Raw genomic sequence first — 15573 nt, 5'->3', positions numbered from 1 at the left:
TGAGATGAAAAACAAAAAAGAGTTAGGTTTCTTTGAGGCTTACAAACAAGATCCTATCAAAGCCGATCTTGATATATTCGGAAGAAAGACCGATGAGAGCAGAAGAGGATTTTTAAAGAAAAGCTCGCTTCTAGCGTTTGCTGCGCTAGTTGGAGCAAACATCCCTTTTGCGGCTAATTATCCAAGCGGACTTATACCTGCAGCACTTGCCGCAGTAGATGAAAATTTCAAAATAGAGGGTAAAAACGGACTTCTTTACCACAATGACAAGCCTATAACGGCAGAAACTTTACCTCAATTTTTTGATTCGGAATTTGTAAAACCTGAGCATTTTTTTGTTAGAAACAACGGTTTAGCGCCGGAGATAAAAGATCTCGATCCTAAAAATTGGAAACTTGTAATTGACGGAGAGAGCTGTCTTAAGCCTACTACTTTTACACTTGAAGAGCTAAAAAAGAAATTTAAACACTATACTTACGCTCTAACAGTCGAATGCGGTGGAAACGGCAGAGGCGAGATCATACCTGCCACAAGCGGTACTCAGTGGGGAGTTGGCGCTATAGCTTGCGGAAGATGGACAGGCGTGAGAGTAAAAGACGTGTTAGAAAGTTGCGGTATTAAAAACGATGCGGTTTACGTAGGCTACGAAGGTATCGATATCCCGCTTGACGGAGATGCTAGTAAAAAGCCGATTAGTAGAGGAATTCCTATCAAAAAAGCTCTTGAAGAGGAGACTCTTATAGCATGGGCTTACGAAGGAGCCGATATTCCATTTATGAACGGCTATCCGTTGAGACTTGTTGCTGGAGGTTTTCCTGGTTCCGTTTCAGGCAAATGGCTAACTAAACTTTCCGTTAGAAATATAGTTCATGACGGACCAAAAATGTCAGAATCGTATAAAGTGCCTGTTAATCCGGTAGCTCCAGGAACAAAAGTAAGCAAAGATACCGAGATGAAGATAATTGAGTCAATGCCTGTAAAATCAGTCATATCTCATCCTGTTACAAATTTCAAAATGGATCTTGACAAGACACTTGAAGTTCGCGGCAAAGCATGGGCAGGAGATCTAGAAGTCAAAGAGATGGAGATAAGCATCGATTTTGGCGAAACATGGCAAAAAGCAACCGTAGAAAAACCTCTAAACAGGCTTGCGTGGCAGTCATGGAAAGCTTCGGTCAAATTCCCTCAAAAAGGATACTATGAAGTTTGGGCAAGAGCTACGGATACAAACGGCAAAAAGCAGCCAATGGTTCTGCCTGCATGGAATCCAAAAGGCTACCTGAACAACAGTTGTCATAGAGTAGCCGTATATGTGGGGTAGACTATGAAAAAATTACTCGCACTGCTGCTTGGGCTTAGCTTTGCACTAGCAAGCGAGCCTAAGATCGACCCTGAAACAGGGCTTAAGATAGATGAAGGCTGGGAACTTATCGTGGGAAACTGCATGGCATGTCATAGCTTAACGCTCGTAACCAAACAAAAAGGCGATAGGCAAACATGGAAAGACTTGATAAGATGGATGCAAGAAACGCAAGGGCTTTGGGAATTTGATCCTGAAAGTGAGAATTTGATCCTTACTTACTTGGCTAAAAACTACCCTAACGATTACACTACAAGAAAGAGAATTCCTTTAAAAAATACTCTTAAAAATTAACATTAAAGAGGGGCGATTCCCCTCTTTTGATCTCATTATTTATACTTGCTAAAACTAAGCTATCTAATTTTGTTTTGTATTTAATTTTTACCATTCAAACCAACCGCTGCTAGATTTTGATATTTAAATAGCTTAAATTTTGACTATTTAATAAAACATTTAAAAATGCGAAATCAATTTTAAATCATTGGATTTTAGCTAAAAAGGGCATATGCGCCCTTTCTTATTACATAAATACCGGAATTTGAGTGTGTTTTAAAAAGTATCTCGTAGTTCCGCCAAGGAAAATTTCTCTAAAGCCGTTTTCTCCATACCTGCCTGCAACTATAAGATCAAAATTCCCTTCTTTTGCCGATCTTAAAAGCGCTTCTCCTGGAACGGAAGTAGTCTTTACGATTTCAAAAGTCGCGTTTATATCGTGTATCTTTAGATACTCTTCAAGCTTTTTTAAGCTCTCTTCGGCAGATTCGTCAGGATGAGCTTTGCAAGTGATACAATGAACCTTTTTTGCTTTTTTAAGCAGTTCTATCGAGCTTGAAAGCGCGCGCGAATTTTGAGTAGAACCGTTCCAGCTAACAAGGATATTATCCGTGCCAAATTTCATTAGTTTTCTTGGTATGGCTATTGCCGTCTTGCCGCTTTTTAGCACCGCAGCCTCAAATGTGCCAGTAACCCTACCGTCAAGCGGAGCTGCGGCTACAACCATATCGCAAAATTTTGACTCATGCTCCACTACAACGCTTCTTTTGCCACTTTTGGTAACAAATTTTGCGCTTGCCTTGCCCGTAGGAGTATCGCTTATCTCCACGCCAAGTTCGGCACAAATTTTCTTAAACAGAGCCTCGTTTTGTTCGTGCTCCACGCCAAGCTCCGCCTTTGCAGCTTTTAAAAACTCTTCATACAAAACTCCGCCGCGAAGAGTCATTTTCATATTATAAACCGCGCTTGGATCAAGCTGACTGGCTAAAATTTCAATATGTGTATCAAAATGCTTAGCCACGAGCAAAGCCCCGTAAATTCGTTCTTTTACATCATCCCCCGCACCGATTGGGAAAAGCAACTTCTTATACTGCATGATACTATCCTTTTGAATTATTCTGCTAAAACAAGGGAAATTTTATGCCCTTTTTGCTCGCTTACTTTGACCTTTACTCTATCGCCCTCTTTTAGCGGTGTTGAAATTTTTGAGATATGAAGCAAGCCGTCAACTCCGCCCTTGAGTCCTACAAAAGCTCCAAATTCGACTACTTTTTTAACCTCGCCTTCAAATTCATCGCCTATATTAAAAGTAGGCTTTGCTCTATCTTTATCTCTGCCGTCTCTTCTTTTTCCACCAAATCCGTTTTTAGAGCCGTCTTTTGAAACTATTTGGATGATATAATCTTTGGCTGCATCAACCTTTGTCTTTTGAGCTCCCGCAATTTTTACTTCGCCTTTTTCTCTATCAAGATCAATAGAAACTTCAAATTTCTCTATGATCTCTTTTATGGTCTTGCCGGCTTGTCCGATGATATCTACTATCTTGCTAGGATCAACGCTAAACAGCTCAAGTTTAGGTAAAATTTCATCATTTACAGCTATCTCTTCGTTTGCTTTTTCCATCAAATTTAAGATATGAAGTCTTCCTTCGCGAGCTTGATAAAGAGCCTCTTTTAAAACATCAAGGCTAATTCCTCCAAGCTTTATATCCATTTGTAGCGCAGTTATACCCTCGCTGCTTCCGGCAACTTTAAAGTCCATATCGCCGTCATGATCTTCAAGTCCCATTATATCGGTTAAAACCGCATGCTTGTCGCCTTCAAACACAAGCCCCATAGCAACACCTGCTACAAGTTTTACAGTATCTACTCCTGCCGCACGCAGAGCAAGAGAGCCTCCACACACGCTTGCCATAGAACTTGAGCCGTTTGATTCTAAAATTTCAGAAACCAGACGAATCGTATAAGGCGAATCTACATCTACACTTGGAGTAAGAGCGCGCTTAGCCAAGTTTCCGTGCCCAAGCTCTCGTCTGCCAGGAGCCTTTAGAGGGCTAGCTTCACCTACGCTAAAGCCGGGGAAGTTGTAGTTAAACATAAATTTATCCACGATTGCAGATTTTTCGGTAAGCATATCATACATCTGCGCATCCGTATCCGTTCCAAGCGTAGCTACCACAAGCGCTTGAGTCTGTCCGCGCGTAAAGAGACAAGAGCCATGTGCATTTGGCAGTATATTTGTCTCTATACTTATAGGGCGCACATCCTTAAGTCCTCTGCCGTCGGCTCTTAAGCCTTCGTTTATGATCTGGTTTCTAACGATTTTTTTCTTATACTTGCCAAGAACGTTCATTATCACGTCCTCTTCCCAACCCTCTTTTTGCGCGACTTCGTCGGTTAAAACCTGCTTGGCTATCTTATTTAGCTCGCTTGCACGCTCGCTCTTTGCCATCTGATTGATAGCGAATTTCACATCGTCTTTATAAAATTCATCAAGATATATCGCGATACTTTCATTTTCTATCTCAGGTTTTAGTTCAAGCTCGGCGTCAGCCTTTTTATGCGATTCAAACGCCTCTTCATAAGCGTTTGATGCTCTAAGTATCGCTTTGCCGGCTTCGGCTATAGCCTCTACGATAAGATCTTCGCTAAATTCATTCATGTCTTGCTGTAAAATAATTCCGTCGTTTAAATTTGGATCCATAATCGCATCAACGGCTATCATAGGCATAACTTCGCCTCTTGCTTGAGCGATACTTCTCATCTCTATCATCAAAAGCTCATCCTTAACACCCGCTACATACAAATCAAGAGCGCTACTTTTTAGCTCCGAATTGCTTGGGTTTATAACAAATTTATCGTCTATATACCCGACTCTTACACCACACACAGGAGAATTCACAGGAATATCGCTTAGATAAAGGGCGACGGAAGCTGCATTTAAAGAAACTACTTGCAAATCAACTTCAGGATCGGCAGAAAGTACCATAACTACGATTTGCGTAGGATACGCATAACCCTTTGGAAAAAGAGGTCGCAAGGAGCGATCTATGATGCGAGCTGTTAGAGTCTCAAAGTCACCCGGTTTAGTTTCGCGCTTAACATATCCGCCGGGAATTCTGCCTGCGCCATAAGCTTTTTCTATATATTGCACCGTTAGCGGTAAAAAATCCTCACTTACTTGAGTATCCTCTCTTGCGACGGTTGCTAAAACGACCGTATTTTTCACTCGCAATAAAACGGCTCCGCTTGCTTGTTTTGCGACTTTGTTTATATCATAAATTTCAATTTGGTTATTAACTTCTATTGAATATTGCATGCTTTAATATCTCCTTGTTTTTGTAGTGGTATGTAAAATGGACTCTCTTCCAATATAGAGAGTATAACTGACGGCTTTGGTTCGATCTTGTTCTTGTAGTAAAAATCCACGTCGATAAAATTTGCGATCTTATGCACGGCATAAATTTCATCTACAAGTTGAGTTAATTGACTTGCTACATTCGTAGCTATAAGCGGAGTAGCGTATCTAACGGATTTAACGCCCTCTTTCATAAGAGTTTTGATGCAAATAAGAGCGGTTATGCCCGTCTCGCAACCCTCGTCAATCAACAAGATATTTCTATCTTTTAAATTTCCTATTAAATTTCCTTTTCTATACTTATATACGTTTTTTAAAATTTTCTCCTCATACTTTCTTTGAGCTTCGCCGTATATGAAGTCATAGCTTATCCCAAACGACTTAACAAGCTCATCATGCACAAGTATCTCATCGGTTTCGCTTACCATAGCAATCTCGCACTCGGGATTGTTCGGAGCAAAAACTCTTTCCGTAAAGAGCATTTCGTAGCTTAAATTTAGCCCTCTTGATACTACGTCCGTTAATATAACTGAGTCGATAGAAGAGCAGACAATAAGATAGTTGTTTTCCACAAGCTCTTTTTTGGGCAAAATTTCAAGTAGCTTAGCTGCGGCTTCAAGCTGGTTTTCAAACATTAGATCTGATAATTCAGCCATTAAGCTCTAGCTCCCGGACCATATTCTTTATCTATAGAAAAATCATAATTAACCCCGCCTACGGGGTAAAAGTTGATCGTAAAATAAAACCCGTGCGTTTTTTTCGTAGCCGGACCTTTATGTGTAGTTATAGGCTCGTTATCTTTCTGGTATGTAAAAGCATAATTCCAGCATTTTCTTCTATGCAAAATTCCTAAATTCCACTGCTTAGTATATCTTTTTTGTATATCATACTTTAATCCGCCATAAAGCTTATTATCTCTAGGTAAAGCTATAGCAAATGTTCCTGTAAAATAGCTTTGTCTATCTTGCTCTTTTTTGATCTGTACGGTGTTTTGTAGATTGGTAGAAAAATGCTTATTGGAGTATGTTAAACCTGTTTGAATCTTTTCAAATCGCTTACGCTTATGGGAATATTCAAAATTATTATAAACATATAAATTAGTATAAGGATATAGACTAATACTGTTTTTAAGGTTTGAATATTCGCTTTTATCGGTATAATATCCTTGCGATATATAGTGTTTTAGTATTTTTCTTCCTTGGCTAGAGAAAAAATACTGAGAAAGACTTCCCACTGCTTCATTTTGCGTATACTGAGAACTTATAAAATTTTGAAATTTATTTCCTTCCATATCATAGACAAAAATATCATCATTATCATCAGGGACACTTCCTGAGCTATATCCCCTAAAAATATAATTAAGACCAAAATTTAGGCTATGGTAAAATTTATCATACGCCTTTGCTACGTCACTATACATAGATATCTTATGTCCACTCTCTATATAGCTTGCGCTCTTGTCTTTTTTACCTGTAGGCTTATACATTTTGTTTGAAAAATTAACCTGAGTAGCATATATATTTTGATAATATGATAAAGTTGCGTAATCATTAAACAAAGGAACATGTAAGGAAACAGGCATTTTAAATTCATACTGGATCGCCTTAACGCCTATTTTCCTAGTATAATTATGAGAGTGCATATCAACAGAATATAATAAATTAGGCAAAACAAAAGAGTCTGTGTATTTATGATATTGGATGCTTGGATACTCTTGAAGAACATCTTTGTTTTCATTTTTGCTACCTACTTTTGCAGTATCAACATAGTATCTAGCATATGCTCCTACATAATGCTTATCGCTACTTATAAAGTAGTTTATTTTTGATGCTACAAGAGGATTTTCTCCTTCGTTATAACTTTTTCTTGTTTTTAAATTTATATAATCTATATCGTTTAATTTAGTAGCGTCAAGCCACAATCCCTCTTGCAAATCTCCACCTATCAAGTGTTTTACGAGCCTATCGCGTTCATACTTTATCTCTATCCCTTGATGAGTTTTGTTTTTTAAAGGTAGCTTATTTGAATTTTTAGAAATTTGTCTTTCTCTATAGCTTGTCTTGTCCCAAAATTTGCCCACGCTAACAGAGCCTTTAGAATAAGCCGAATCCACAAATCTAAATGTTCCATATACTCCAAAACCGCGTAGTGTTCGAATTTGAGGATTTAGCTCTATGTCCCAAGAGTTGTATTCGGCTATATATATAGGTTGGCTATAAAAAATTCCTGTACTCTTGCTATATCCTAAATCAGGCGGAAGCAGTCCGGTTCTGCGTCTAGTATCGGTTGAAAATCCAAAATAAGGAAGATAAAAAACAGGGACTTTACCCAGATAAAAAACCGGATTATAAAGGTGTAAAAATTTACTCTGTTTATTTAGCTTTCCACTACTAAATTTGATACTCCAATCAGGATCTTGGACATTGCAACTTGATACGATAGAGCCGCTTGTTTTGTAGTATTTCTCATTACTCTCGCTCTCATCGCTTTGCATCCAAACTTCCATATCGCGATTCATCATAAATAGCGCTTCATAGCTACTATCCTTGCTATTTAGATCGATTTTAGCATACCCGCAGCGAGATACTTCATCCTCTCCACGCATTACATTTACGTTGCCAAATAGCTCTAAGATACGTTTTTGCTGATCATAAACAGCCTTGTCCGCGCTTATCAGATACTCTGAAGAATAAACAAGTACGTTTTTTTCAGCCGTTACGATATCTCCTTGACGATTTACGTCATCGGCTAAAAGCTCAAAATCCTGAGCGCTTAAAAGGGCTGAAACAAAAAAAATAAATATAAAAAATACTCTAATAAACATCGATCACCACTGTCTTTGCGGCCAAATCATGCCACGTTTGAAGGGTTTGGTTTCCAAGAGCCCAAGCAAAGCCAAGGAAAAAGCAGTTTTCGCTAATGATCCTAACGATACTTCTTGTGATGGAAGCAGTTAAATTGGGCTTATCTAAAAGTGCTAAATCTACACAAACTATCTTCATGGCGATTTTGCCAAGAGTTGCGCCGCAATACCAGATAAAAAACGCTTGATACAAAACCTTTAGCATCACAACTTGAGGAATCAAAGAGTAAGTTATATTCATCACTTCTTCATAGCTGCTCGTCTCTGCGAATTTGCCCCAGTAAATCACGGTAAACAAAACAGATATCAAAAGCTCATCTATCAGATAAGACATGGCACGCTTTTTGGTAGAAGCTAGGCGAATACCTTCTCTGTCAAGCCTATCTAGGATATTTTCGCTCATCTAAGAGCCTGCCAAGCGATATCTTTACGATACTGCATACCGTCAAATTTTACATTTTCGCAGAGTTTATAAGCCCTATCTCTAGCCTCTTTTACATTTTTTGCGCTTGCTACACACACTAGCACTCTACCGCCGTCAGCGTAAATTTCACCACTCTCTTCGCCAACTCCCGCATAGGCTATATGAGAGCCTTGGGGAACATCTTCTACGCTTATTTTGGCTTTAGGGCTATTTTTATAAGGATAGTTTTTGCTAGCAACTACGACTCCGACGGCAAATTCATCCTTTATCTTAACGTCTATTTCGCTAAGCTTTCCGCTTGCTGCCTTATATAAAATTTCACTCAGATCAGACTCAATCAAAGGCATCAAAACCTCACACTCGGGATCACCGAAACGAACGTTAAATTCAAGCACATAAGGCTCGTTTTCAACTACCATGAGCCCCACAAAAAGCACTCCGCAAAACTCACTTCCCTCAGCTTTCATGCCTCTTAAAGTAGGCTTTACTACTTTTTCTTCAACTTGTTTTATAAGCTCTTTCGTAGCTAGAGGACTTGGTGCATACGCTCCCATACCGCCAGTGTTTGGACCCTCGTCATTATCAAGCAGTCTTTTGTGATCTTGAGCCACCGGCAAGCTTACGAAATTTTCGCCATCGCATAGAGCAAAAAAACTAAGCTCAAATCCGTCCAAAAACTCCTCTACAACTACTCTTTTACCGGCCTCGCCAAAGCTTTCGCCGCTTAACATCTCTTTAGCAGCTTCAAAAGCCTCTTCATGAGTTTTTGCTATTATTACACCCTTGCCTGCACATAGTCCGTCTGCCTTTACCACGATCGGCGTTTTTAAGGATTTTATAAATTCATTTGCTTTATTTACGTCATTAGTATTTAGATATTTAGCCGTTTTTATAGCGTGTCTTGCAAGAAAATCTTTCATAAAAGCCTTTGAGCCCTCAAGCCTAGCGGCACTCTTGCTTGGTCCAAAGACAGTTAAGTCATTTGCCTTAAAGATATCTACTATCCCTTCGCTAAGCGGCGCTTCAGGACCTACGATAGTTAAATTTATACCTTTGTCTTTAGCAAATTTTGCAAGTTCTTCGTAATTTTTATATTTGATATTTTCGCCAAGTTTTGAAGTGGCTCCATTGCCCGGAGCAAAGTAGATTTTACCGACGTTTTTTTCGCTTTTAAGCTTTAAGCCTATGGCGTATTCGCGCCCGCCGCTACCGACTATTAGTATATCCATGCCGTCTCCGTAAATTTAAAACACCCGAGCGAGCGGTGCGTAAGTAAGCGGCCCTAAATTAAAGCCAACCTTGCAAATAGGCGACATCCCTTAGGTTGCAACTTCTCGCGCTTTTAGGCGTTCAGGCAAAGCCACATCACACAGATATCGCACATCTTCGCCCATACTAATGTGTTGGACCCAAAAAAATACGCTGCCAAATCACTCAGGCAAGTAAATTATATAGTGATTTTGCTTAAAGTAATGTTTTAGCAAGCCTTATACAAGACTCTACGCTTTGAATTTCACTTGTGGTAGCAGTTGTAAATTTATCCAGCTCTTTGCTTGTCGTTTGTCCTATGCTAACAGCCTTATAGCTATCATCCCAGCCAAAATTCGAGATAAAATTCTTAACCGCCGAAGGAGCGGTAAATATGATCACGCTTTTTGGTTCAGGCTTTAGCCCTATTTCCGCCTTCAAGCAGACATTTTCGTAAGCTACTATCTGAGTTATATTAACGCCTGCGGTTTCTAAAATCCCGCCTAAATTTGAAACCGTTTTTTTAGCTCTTAGATAAAGCGTTTTTTTATCTTTTAAAAGCGGTAAAATTTCGCTTGCAAACTCTTTGCCGTGCGAGTTTTGTCCGATATAAATTCTATCAAATCCTATCTGCTTTGCCGCGTTTGCACTTGCGTCGCCTATGGCGTAAATTTGCAAATTTTTATCGATTTTGATTTTATTAAATTCTAACGCTTTTATAGAGTTTTTAGAGGTTATGATAAGCGCTTCAAATTCGTTTAAATCAACTTCAAATTCGCTAAATTTAATCTCATTTAGCCTAAGCGTCTTTGCGCCCTCATAATCCAAATTTGAACCGACTAGATAGATCATTTTAGACTTCCCTTCTTTTGAAAATAGGCTTTTGCTCTATCTTTTAAAATCGTATATATCGTAACTCCATCGCCGCTGCCGTATTTTTTTATAAGTGCGTTATGAAACTCCAAAGTGTTCTTACTTTCTCTTGCTATCTTTTTTATCTCCTGGGAATTTTTGGATAAAAGATTGTTTGTCTCGGCATTTTTTATTGGGCTTAATTGATCTTGTTTGGTTTCATAATCCAAATTTGAGCTGTTTTTAGACTCCTTAGGCAGAGTTTTTATTTTAGGTGAAGCAAGCATTTTGGAGGCATAAATTTGTCTTGCTTTTTGTTTAAAAGTTTTATATATAACCAGCCCCTCATCATTGCCGTAAGCACTTTTTAGCATGATATGAAGCTCTTGAAGATTTGAAGATTTTAACAAAATATTTTCAACCTCTTTGCTTCTATTCTCGTCTATTTTTAAACTTACATCTTTTTGTAAAGTTATTTTTTTAAATTTCTCCCTTTTTTCGGCTCTTAAAGCGTTAAAAAATCCTATTACGCTATCGTAAAATTTATCATTGCTAACTACGCAAATTTTACCCTTCTTATCAAAAAATTTTCCCATTAAAAAGACTATTATCTTATCGGCAAAATCTCTATCCGCATCGCTTATCATAAAAATTTTAAACTTTACTTTTTTAGAGTTTAAAATTTTTAAAGTCTGCATGGATATCTTTTTTCTTGCATTTGTAACTATATAAATCCTATCTTTTTTCTTCGGGTCTATTATCTTAAAGATATTATCAACACCTATGTTTTCATCATCTATTATAAATCTTTTCAATTTTCTCTCCAAATTTAGAGTTTATCTATGCTTAAAAACCCTCTCAAGCCAAAAGCCAAATGTCGTATCGGGGATAAAAAATTCCCCATCTTGCTTATCTATTATCTCTTTAGCAAAAAGTTGTTTAAGCGCCGCTTGCAAGGACGTTTTGCTTATGTTAAATTGCGACAAAACGCCCAGTGAAAAATACTCTTTTTGTCCTTTGATGATGATCTGAAGAGCTTTTTTTTGATTGCCTGTAAATGTATCAAAAACCAGCCTATAAGCGCCGTCTTTGCTTTGTAGCACTGTATCAAGTGCGCTTAAAACCGCTTTTTTATCAATTGTTTTTTCATTTTCATAGATAAAATACAAAACATTTTGTATAAGCTTCGTATCAAATTTGCATATAACGGCAAGCTCGTTTATCTGAGCTTGAGTTGTTTTTAAGAAATTTTTAGCGTATTTATAAATTTCATTTTGCTTTAAGAAGCCAAGTTCAAAATGAGTAGCCATCTCAAAAAGAGGCATTTTATGGCTAAAAAGTGAAGTTAATATATGGCGCTTTGAGCCAAGAAATATAAACGAGATATTTTTACTGGTCTGCATAAATTTACGCAACCTCGCATCTATCTTAAGCTCGCTAAACTCGGCTATTTGCTGAAATTCATCGATGATAAAAACTACTTTTTTCTCTTTTGAAATTTCATCAAGCATATTAAACAGATCATCCATCGCCTCGTCAAAGCTTGCGTTTTTTATCATCGGGCTTGCCGAAAGTTCGTAAGTAAGTGGATCAAGCGTGATCTCAAAGCTTATTCTTTTGAGTTTGGCAAGGATAAACTTAAATGTACTTTGAAAATTCGCTTTTTGTGATTTGGCGACATTTTTAAGCAACTCTTTTACAAAATCCTCTCCGCAAGTCATATCAAAGATGTCGCTATATATACAGACAAATTCCTCTTGATGACGGCGCATAAACTCCTTTATGAGCGTGGTTTTACCCATGCGTCTTTTTGAATAGATAAGCAAATTTGAAGAGTTTTTCGCAAATTTATAAATTTTATCAAGTTCGTTTTGCCTACCGTAAAATGTCGAGCCGTCAGCTAAGGTTTCAAATGGAAACGGATTTTTCATAGAGCGCCTTATATTGTTTGGTATGTAGATATTATACCATTATTTTTATACTAAAACTAAAATTTAAAAGATACTTTTTATTTTAAAAGTCCGTTTTTAACTAGATATTCTCGCGCGACATCATTGGCGCTACGCTTTAAAACCCGCACGGCATAGTTCATATCGCTCATCTGCTCACTACTTATCTTGCCGTTTAATTTACTCAGGGCATGCCCTATCTGCGGATATTTATCAAGAGTATCTTGTCTCATCAAAACAGCCGCTTCATAAGGCGGGAAAAGCCTCTTATCATCCTTAAGCGTTACAAGATCAAATTCTCTTATCTCGCTATCGGTCGAGTAAGCATCTATCACCTGAACTTCTCCGCTTAAGATAGCCTTGTACCTCAATGCAGGCTCAACGGTTTTAACATTTAAATTTAAACCGTAAAGAGATTTAAGACCCAAATTTCCATCTTCCCTGTCGTTAAATTCAAGAGTAAATCCGGCAGCTAGACCGCCTTGAACGGACTTTAAATCAGATATGCTTTTGATATTGTTTTCATGAGCAAATTTACGCAAGACCGCAAGCGCATAAGTGTTTTCAAACCCAAGCGGATCAAGTAAAACAAGATTATCCTGTTTTGCCAAACCCTCTTTTGCAGCCGCATAAACCTCTCTTGCGTCATTTGACAAATTTGCGGGCGGATTTTTAAGAAGGCTTGATAAAATAGTACCCGTAAATTCGGGATAGATGTCAATATCTCCCGCCTTTAACGCCTCGTATAAAAAGCTTGTCTTACCAAAATTCGCTTTAAGCTCGACCTTTAAATCAGTCTCTTTTTCTATGAGCTCTTTAAATAAATTGATTAAAATTTCAGGTTCGGCACCAAGCTTGCCCGCTATCACGATACGATCCTTTTGCATGCTAATATTTGGCACAAAAGACAGCGCAAGAGCGAGTAAAAGCGTTGCAAGAGCAGTTATAACGAGCTTAAGCTTTTGTCGCTCTAAAAATTTAATGCCCGCACTAAAAACTATCGCCAAAAGCGCAGATGAGATCGCTCCTATCAGAATTAGCGAAGTATCGTTCCTGTCAATACCAAGAAGCACAAACGTCCCAAGCCCGCCCGCTCCTATAAGTGCTGCCAAAGTAGCGGTTCCTATGATCATAACCGCAGCCGTTCTAATGCCTGAGATGATAACAGGCATAGCAAGAGCCAGCTCAAATTTCTTTAGGCGCTCAAATTTACTCATGCCAAACGCCCTAGCGGCTTCTTTTAGCGCAGGATCTATCTCACGAAGACCCGTAAGGGTATTTTGCACGATAGGAAAGAGTGCGTAGATGACAAGAGCTATTATGGCCGGTATCGCACCGATACCAAAAATCGGTATAAAAAGCCCCAAAAGAGCAAGCGAAGGTATAGTCTGAAAGATCCCTGCAACCTGCAAAACAAACTCACTTATACGCTTGTGATTTGAGATAAAAATCGCAAGAGGAATTGCTATAAAGATAGCCAAAAGAAGCGAAGAAAGCGAAATTTGCAAATGCTCAAGAGCAGCTCGCACAAGCTCATCTTGCCTCTCATAAAGCGTAGAAAAAAGCTCACTCATACTTGCGTCGCCTGGAAAAATTTAGCCACAAACTCATTAGCGGGCATATCTTTAATCTCCCCTGCGGTTCCCACTTGCACGATCTGCCCGCTATTCATCACACAAATTCTCTCTCCGACATTTTGCGCTTCGTTCATATCGTGAGTAACAAACACGACAGTCATGCCAAGATCTTTATGAAGCTCCTTAATAAGCTCTTGAAGTTCGGCTCTTGAGATAGGATCAAGCGCGCTAAAAGGCTCGTCCATAAGCAAAATTTTAGGCTCGGTTATGATGGCTCTAAGGATGCCTACTCGCTGCTGCTCTCCGCCAGAAAGCTCGGCAGGATAGCGGTGCAGATAGGTATCCGGCTCAAGCCCTACTCTTTGAAGCAAATCTTTAGCTAATGACACACGACGCTTTTTGCCGTATTTTTTCATTTCGGCTATAAGGGTGATGTTTTCGCAAACGTTTAAATTCGGAAAGAGCGCTATTTGCTGTAAAACATAGCCGATATTTAATCTAAGCTCGCGCAGATCGTAGCTTGTGATATCTGCGCCGTCTATGCTAATCTTTCCTGATGTCGGCTCTATGAGGCGATTTATCATCTTTAGCGTAGTCGTCTTGCCGCTACCGCTTGATCCCGCAAGAACAAAAAATTCGCCCTTTTTTATGTTTAGAGTGAAATTTTTAATTACTTCAGTATCGCCGTAAAGCTTGCTAACTCGCTCAAAGCCGATCACAGCATTCCTTTAAATTTGCTTTAATTTTTGATAGTAGTTTATCATAAAAGCTTTAAAGCAAAATTTTATAAGAACGGCAACCGGCTTGATATAAAAATTTTATTTATCTCTTGTTACTATTAAAAGCATTTTAAATTTATCTTTTATCTTTAACCCGTGCGGGATCTTGCCCGGCATCACGATACTATCGCCTGCTTTGATATTAAAATTCTCATCTCCTATCGTAAGCGCAAGCTCTCCTTCAAGCGCAACTAGTAGCGCATCTCCCGGCGCAGCGTGTGTGGAAAGCTCCTGCTCGCCATGAAAACTCATAAGCGTCATCGTGCCGTTTTCGTTTTTGACAAGAGTCTTGCTTACGACTTTATCCTCTTGATACTCTATCGCATCCGTAAGAGCGAAAATTTCAGCCTTTGGCAGGTGGTTTATCATTGTATTCTCCTTAAAGTCTATTAATATCATCTTTGTCTTTTCTTTGCTCACGACCTTACGCCACGTCTCTTTTTCTATAATAAAAGCTTCATTTTGTTTAAGGCTAAATTTCTCATCTTCACAAAATAGCGAAATTTCACCTTCTAAAATCCATACTAACGAATCGCCAAATCGCTTCTCCTTGTCAAGCTCTTCGGTCACATCAAGCGCGTAAAGATCAAGGTCTAAATTTTTATTTGAAAACAGTCTTTGGCTTACTATACCGCCACTTTCAAAGCAGATTTCGTCTTTGATACTATAAATTTTACTCATTGTTTTCCTTTGTCAACTTATATCAATTATCAAATTAACAAAGGAATTTTAGCAGGTTTAATTGGAAACAATCTTGATATGGATTATCTTTTGAGAGTTTATAAAATCAACTTTGGCATCTTTATCTTAAAAAATAACTTTTGTATCATAAATAAATACTTTTGCATAAAACAAATGTTTTAATATATAATGATACAAAGAATAAATAGT

Annotated in this window: 14 protein-coding genes; 2 read left to right on the top strand and 12 right to left on the bottom strand. The window is 38.4% G+C overall.

All coding sequences use genetic code 11. The features are described from left to right. Positions 1 to 4 precede the first annotated feature (4 nt). The gene (locus ACHJH3_RS07605) at positions 5 to 1321 is read left to right on the top strand and encodes a sulfite oxidase (protein ID WP_407064292.1); all 1317 of its coding nucleotides are present in this window, start codon (positions 5 to 7) and stop codon (positions 1319 to 1321) included. A gap of 3 nt (positions 1322 to 1324) precedes the next feature. After that, on the top strand, positions 1325 to 1654 hold the full coding sequence (locus ACHJH3_RS07600) for a cytochrome C (protein ID WP_172200231.1): 330 nt from the start codon (positions 1325 to 1327) through the stop codon (positions 1652 to 1654). Between the two features lie 226 nt (positions 1655 to 1880). Here ACHJH3_RS07600 and ACHJH3_RS07595 read toward each other — a convergent pair whose 3' ends face one another. The 12 genes from ACHJH3_RS07595 to ACHJH3_RS07540 form a co-directional block, all read right to left on the bottom strand. Then, positions 1881 to 2729: a universal stress protein gene (locus ACHJH3_RS07595; protein ID WP_407064291.1), complete on the bottom strand. Its 849-nt coding sequence runs from the start codon at positions 2727 to 2729 to the stop codon at positions 1881 to 1883. A 17-nt stretch (positions 2730 to 2746) separates the two neighbouring features. Then, on the bottom strand, positions 2747 to 4951 hold the full coding sequence (locus ACHJH3_RS07590) for a polyribonucleotide nucleotidyltransferase (RefSeq protein ID WP_407064290.1): 2205 nt from the start codon (positions 4949 to 4951) through the stop codon (positions 2747 to 2749). Continuing rightward, positions 4936 to 5646, bottom strand: coding sequence for a sodium:proton antiporter (locus ACHJH3_RS07585; protein ID WP_407064289.1), 711 nt, complete (start codon positions 5644 to 5646; stop codon positions 4936 to 4938). The genes ACHJH3_RS07590 and ACHJH3_RS07585 overlap by 16 nt, the downstream gene beginning before the upstream one ends. Continuing rightward, entirely contained in the window at positions 5646 to 7814 is a 2169-nt protein-coding gene (locus ACHJH3_RS07580; protein ID WP_407064288.1) for an LPS-assembly protein LptD, read from the bottom strand. Before ACHJH3_RS07580 ends, ACHJH3_RS07585 begins: the two co-directional genes overlap by 1 nt. Continuing rightward, positions 7804 to 8256, bottom strand: a complete 453-nt coding sequence (locus ACHJH3_RS07575) for an RDD family protein (RefSeq protein ID WP_407064287.1) — start codon at positions 8254 to 8256, stop codon at positions 7804 to 7806. Before ACHJH3_RS07575 ends, ACHJH3_RS07580 begins: the two co-directional genes overlap by 11 nt. Beyond that, a complete protein-coding gene (purD, locus tag ACHJH3_RS07570) occupies positions 8253 to 9506 on the bottom strand; it encodes a phosphoribosylamine--glycine ligase (protein WP_407064286.1) in 1254 nt (417 codons plus the stop codon). Before purD ends, ACHJH3_RS07575 begins: the two co-directional genes overlap by 4 nt. A gap of 235 nt (positions 9507 to 9741) precedes the next feature. Beyond that, entirely contained in the window at positions 9742 to 10377 is a 636-nt protein-coding gene (locus ACHJH3_RS07565) for a uroporphyrinogen-III synthase (protein WP_407064285.1), read from the bottom strand. After that, positions 10374 to 11192: a PIN domain-containing protein gene (locus ACHJH3_RS07560; RefSeq protein ID WP_407064284.1), complete on the bottom strand. Its 819-nt coding sequence runs from the start codon at positions 11190 to 11192 to the stop codon at positions 10374 to 10376. The genes ACHJH3_RS07565 and ACHJH3_RS07560 overlap by 4 nt, the downstream gene beginning before the upstream one ends. Positions 11193 to 11213: 21 nt before the next feature. Continuing rightward, entirely contained in the window at positions 11214 to 12308 is a 1095-nt protein-coding gene (locus ACHJH3_RS07555) for an AAA family ATPase (protein ID WP_407064283.1), read from the bottom strand. 77 nt (positions 12309 to 12385) lie between these two features. After that, positions 12386 to 13900: an ABC transporter permease/substrate-binding protein gene (locus tag ACHJH3_RS07550; RefSeq protein ID WP_407064282.1), complete on the bottom strand. Its 1515-nt coding sequence runs from the start codon at positions 13898 to 13900 to the stop codon at positions 12386 to 12388. After that, positions 13897 to 14622, bottom strand: coding sequence for an ABC transporter ATP-binding protein (locus ACHJH3_RS07545; RefSeq protein ID WP_407064281.1), 726 nt, complete (start codon positions 14620 to 14622; stop codon positions 13897 to 13899). The genes ACHJH3_RS07550 and ACHJH3_RS07545 overlap by 4 nt, the downstream gene beginning before the upstream one ends. A gap of 99 nt (positions 14623 to 14721) precedes the next feature. Further along, entirely contained in the window at positions 14722 to 15363 is a 642-nt protein-coding gene (locus ACHJH3_RS07540) for a cupin domain-containing protein (RefSeq protein ID WP_407064280.1), read from the bottom strand. Between the last annotated feature and the right edge of the window lie 210 nt (positions 15364 to 15573).

It is taken from the genome of Campylobacter canis, from assembly GCF_045504005.1.
GTDB lineage: Bacteria > Campylobacterota > Campylobacteria > Campylobacterales > Campylobacteraceae > Campylobacter_A > Campylobacter_A canis.
The sequence above is the reverse complement of the archived record's forward strand: the minus strand, read 5'-3'. Positions and strand labels throughout refer to the sequence as shown.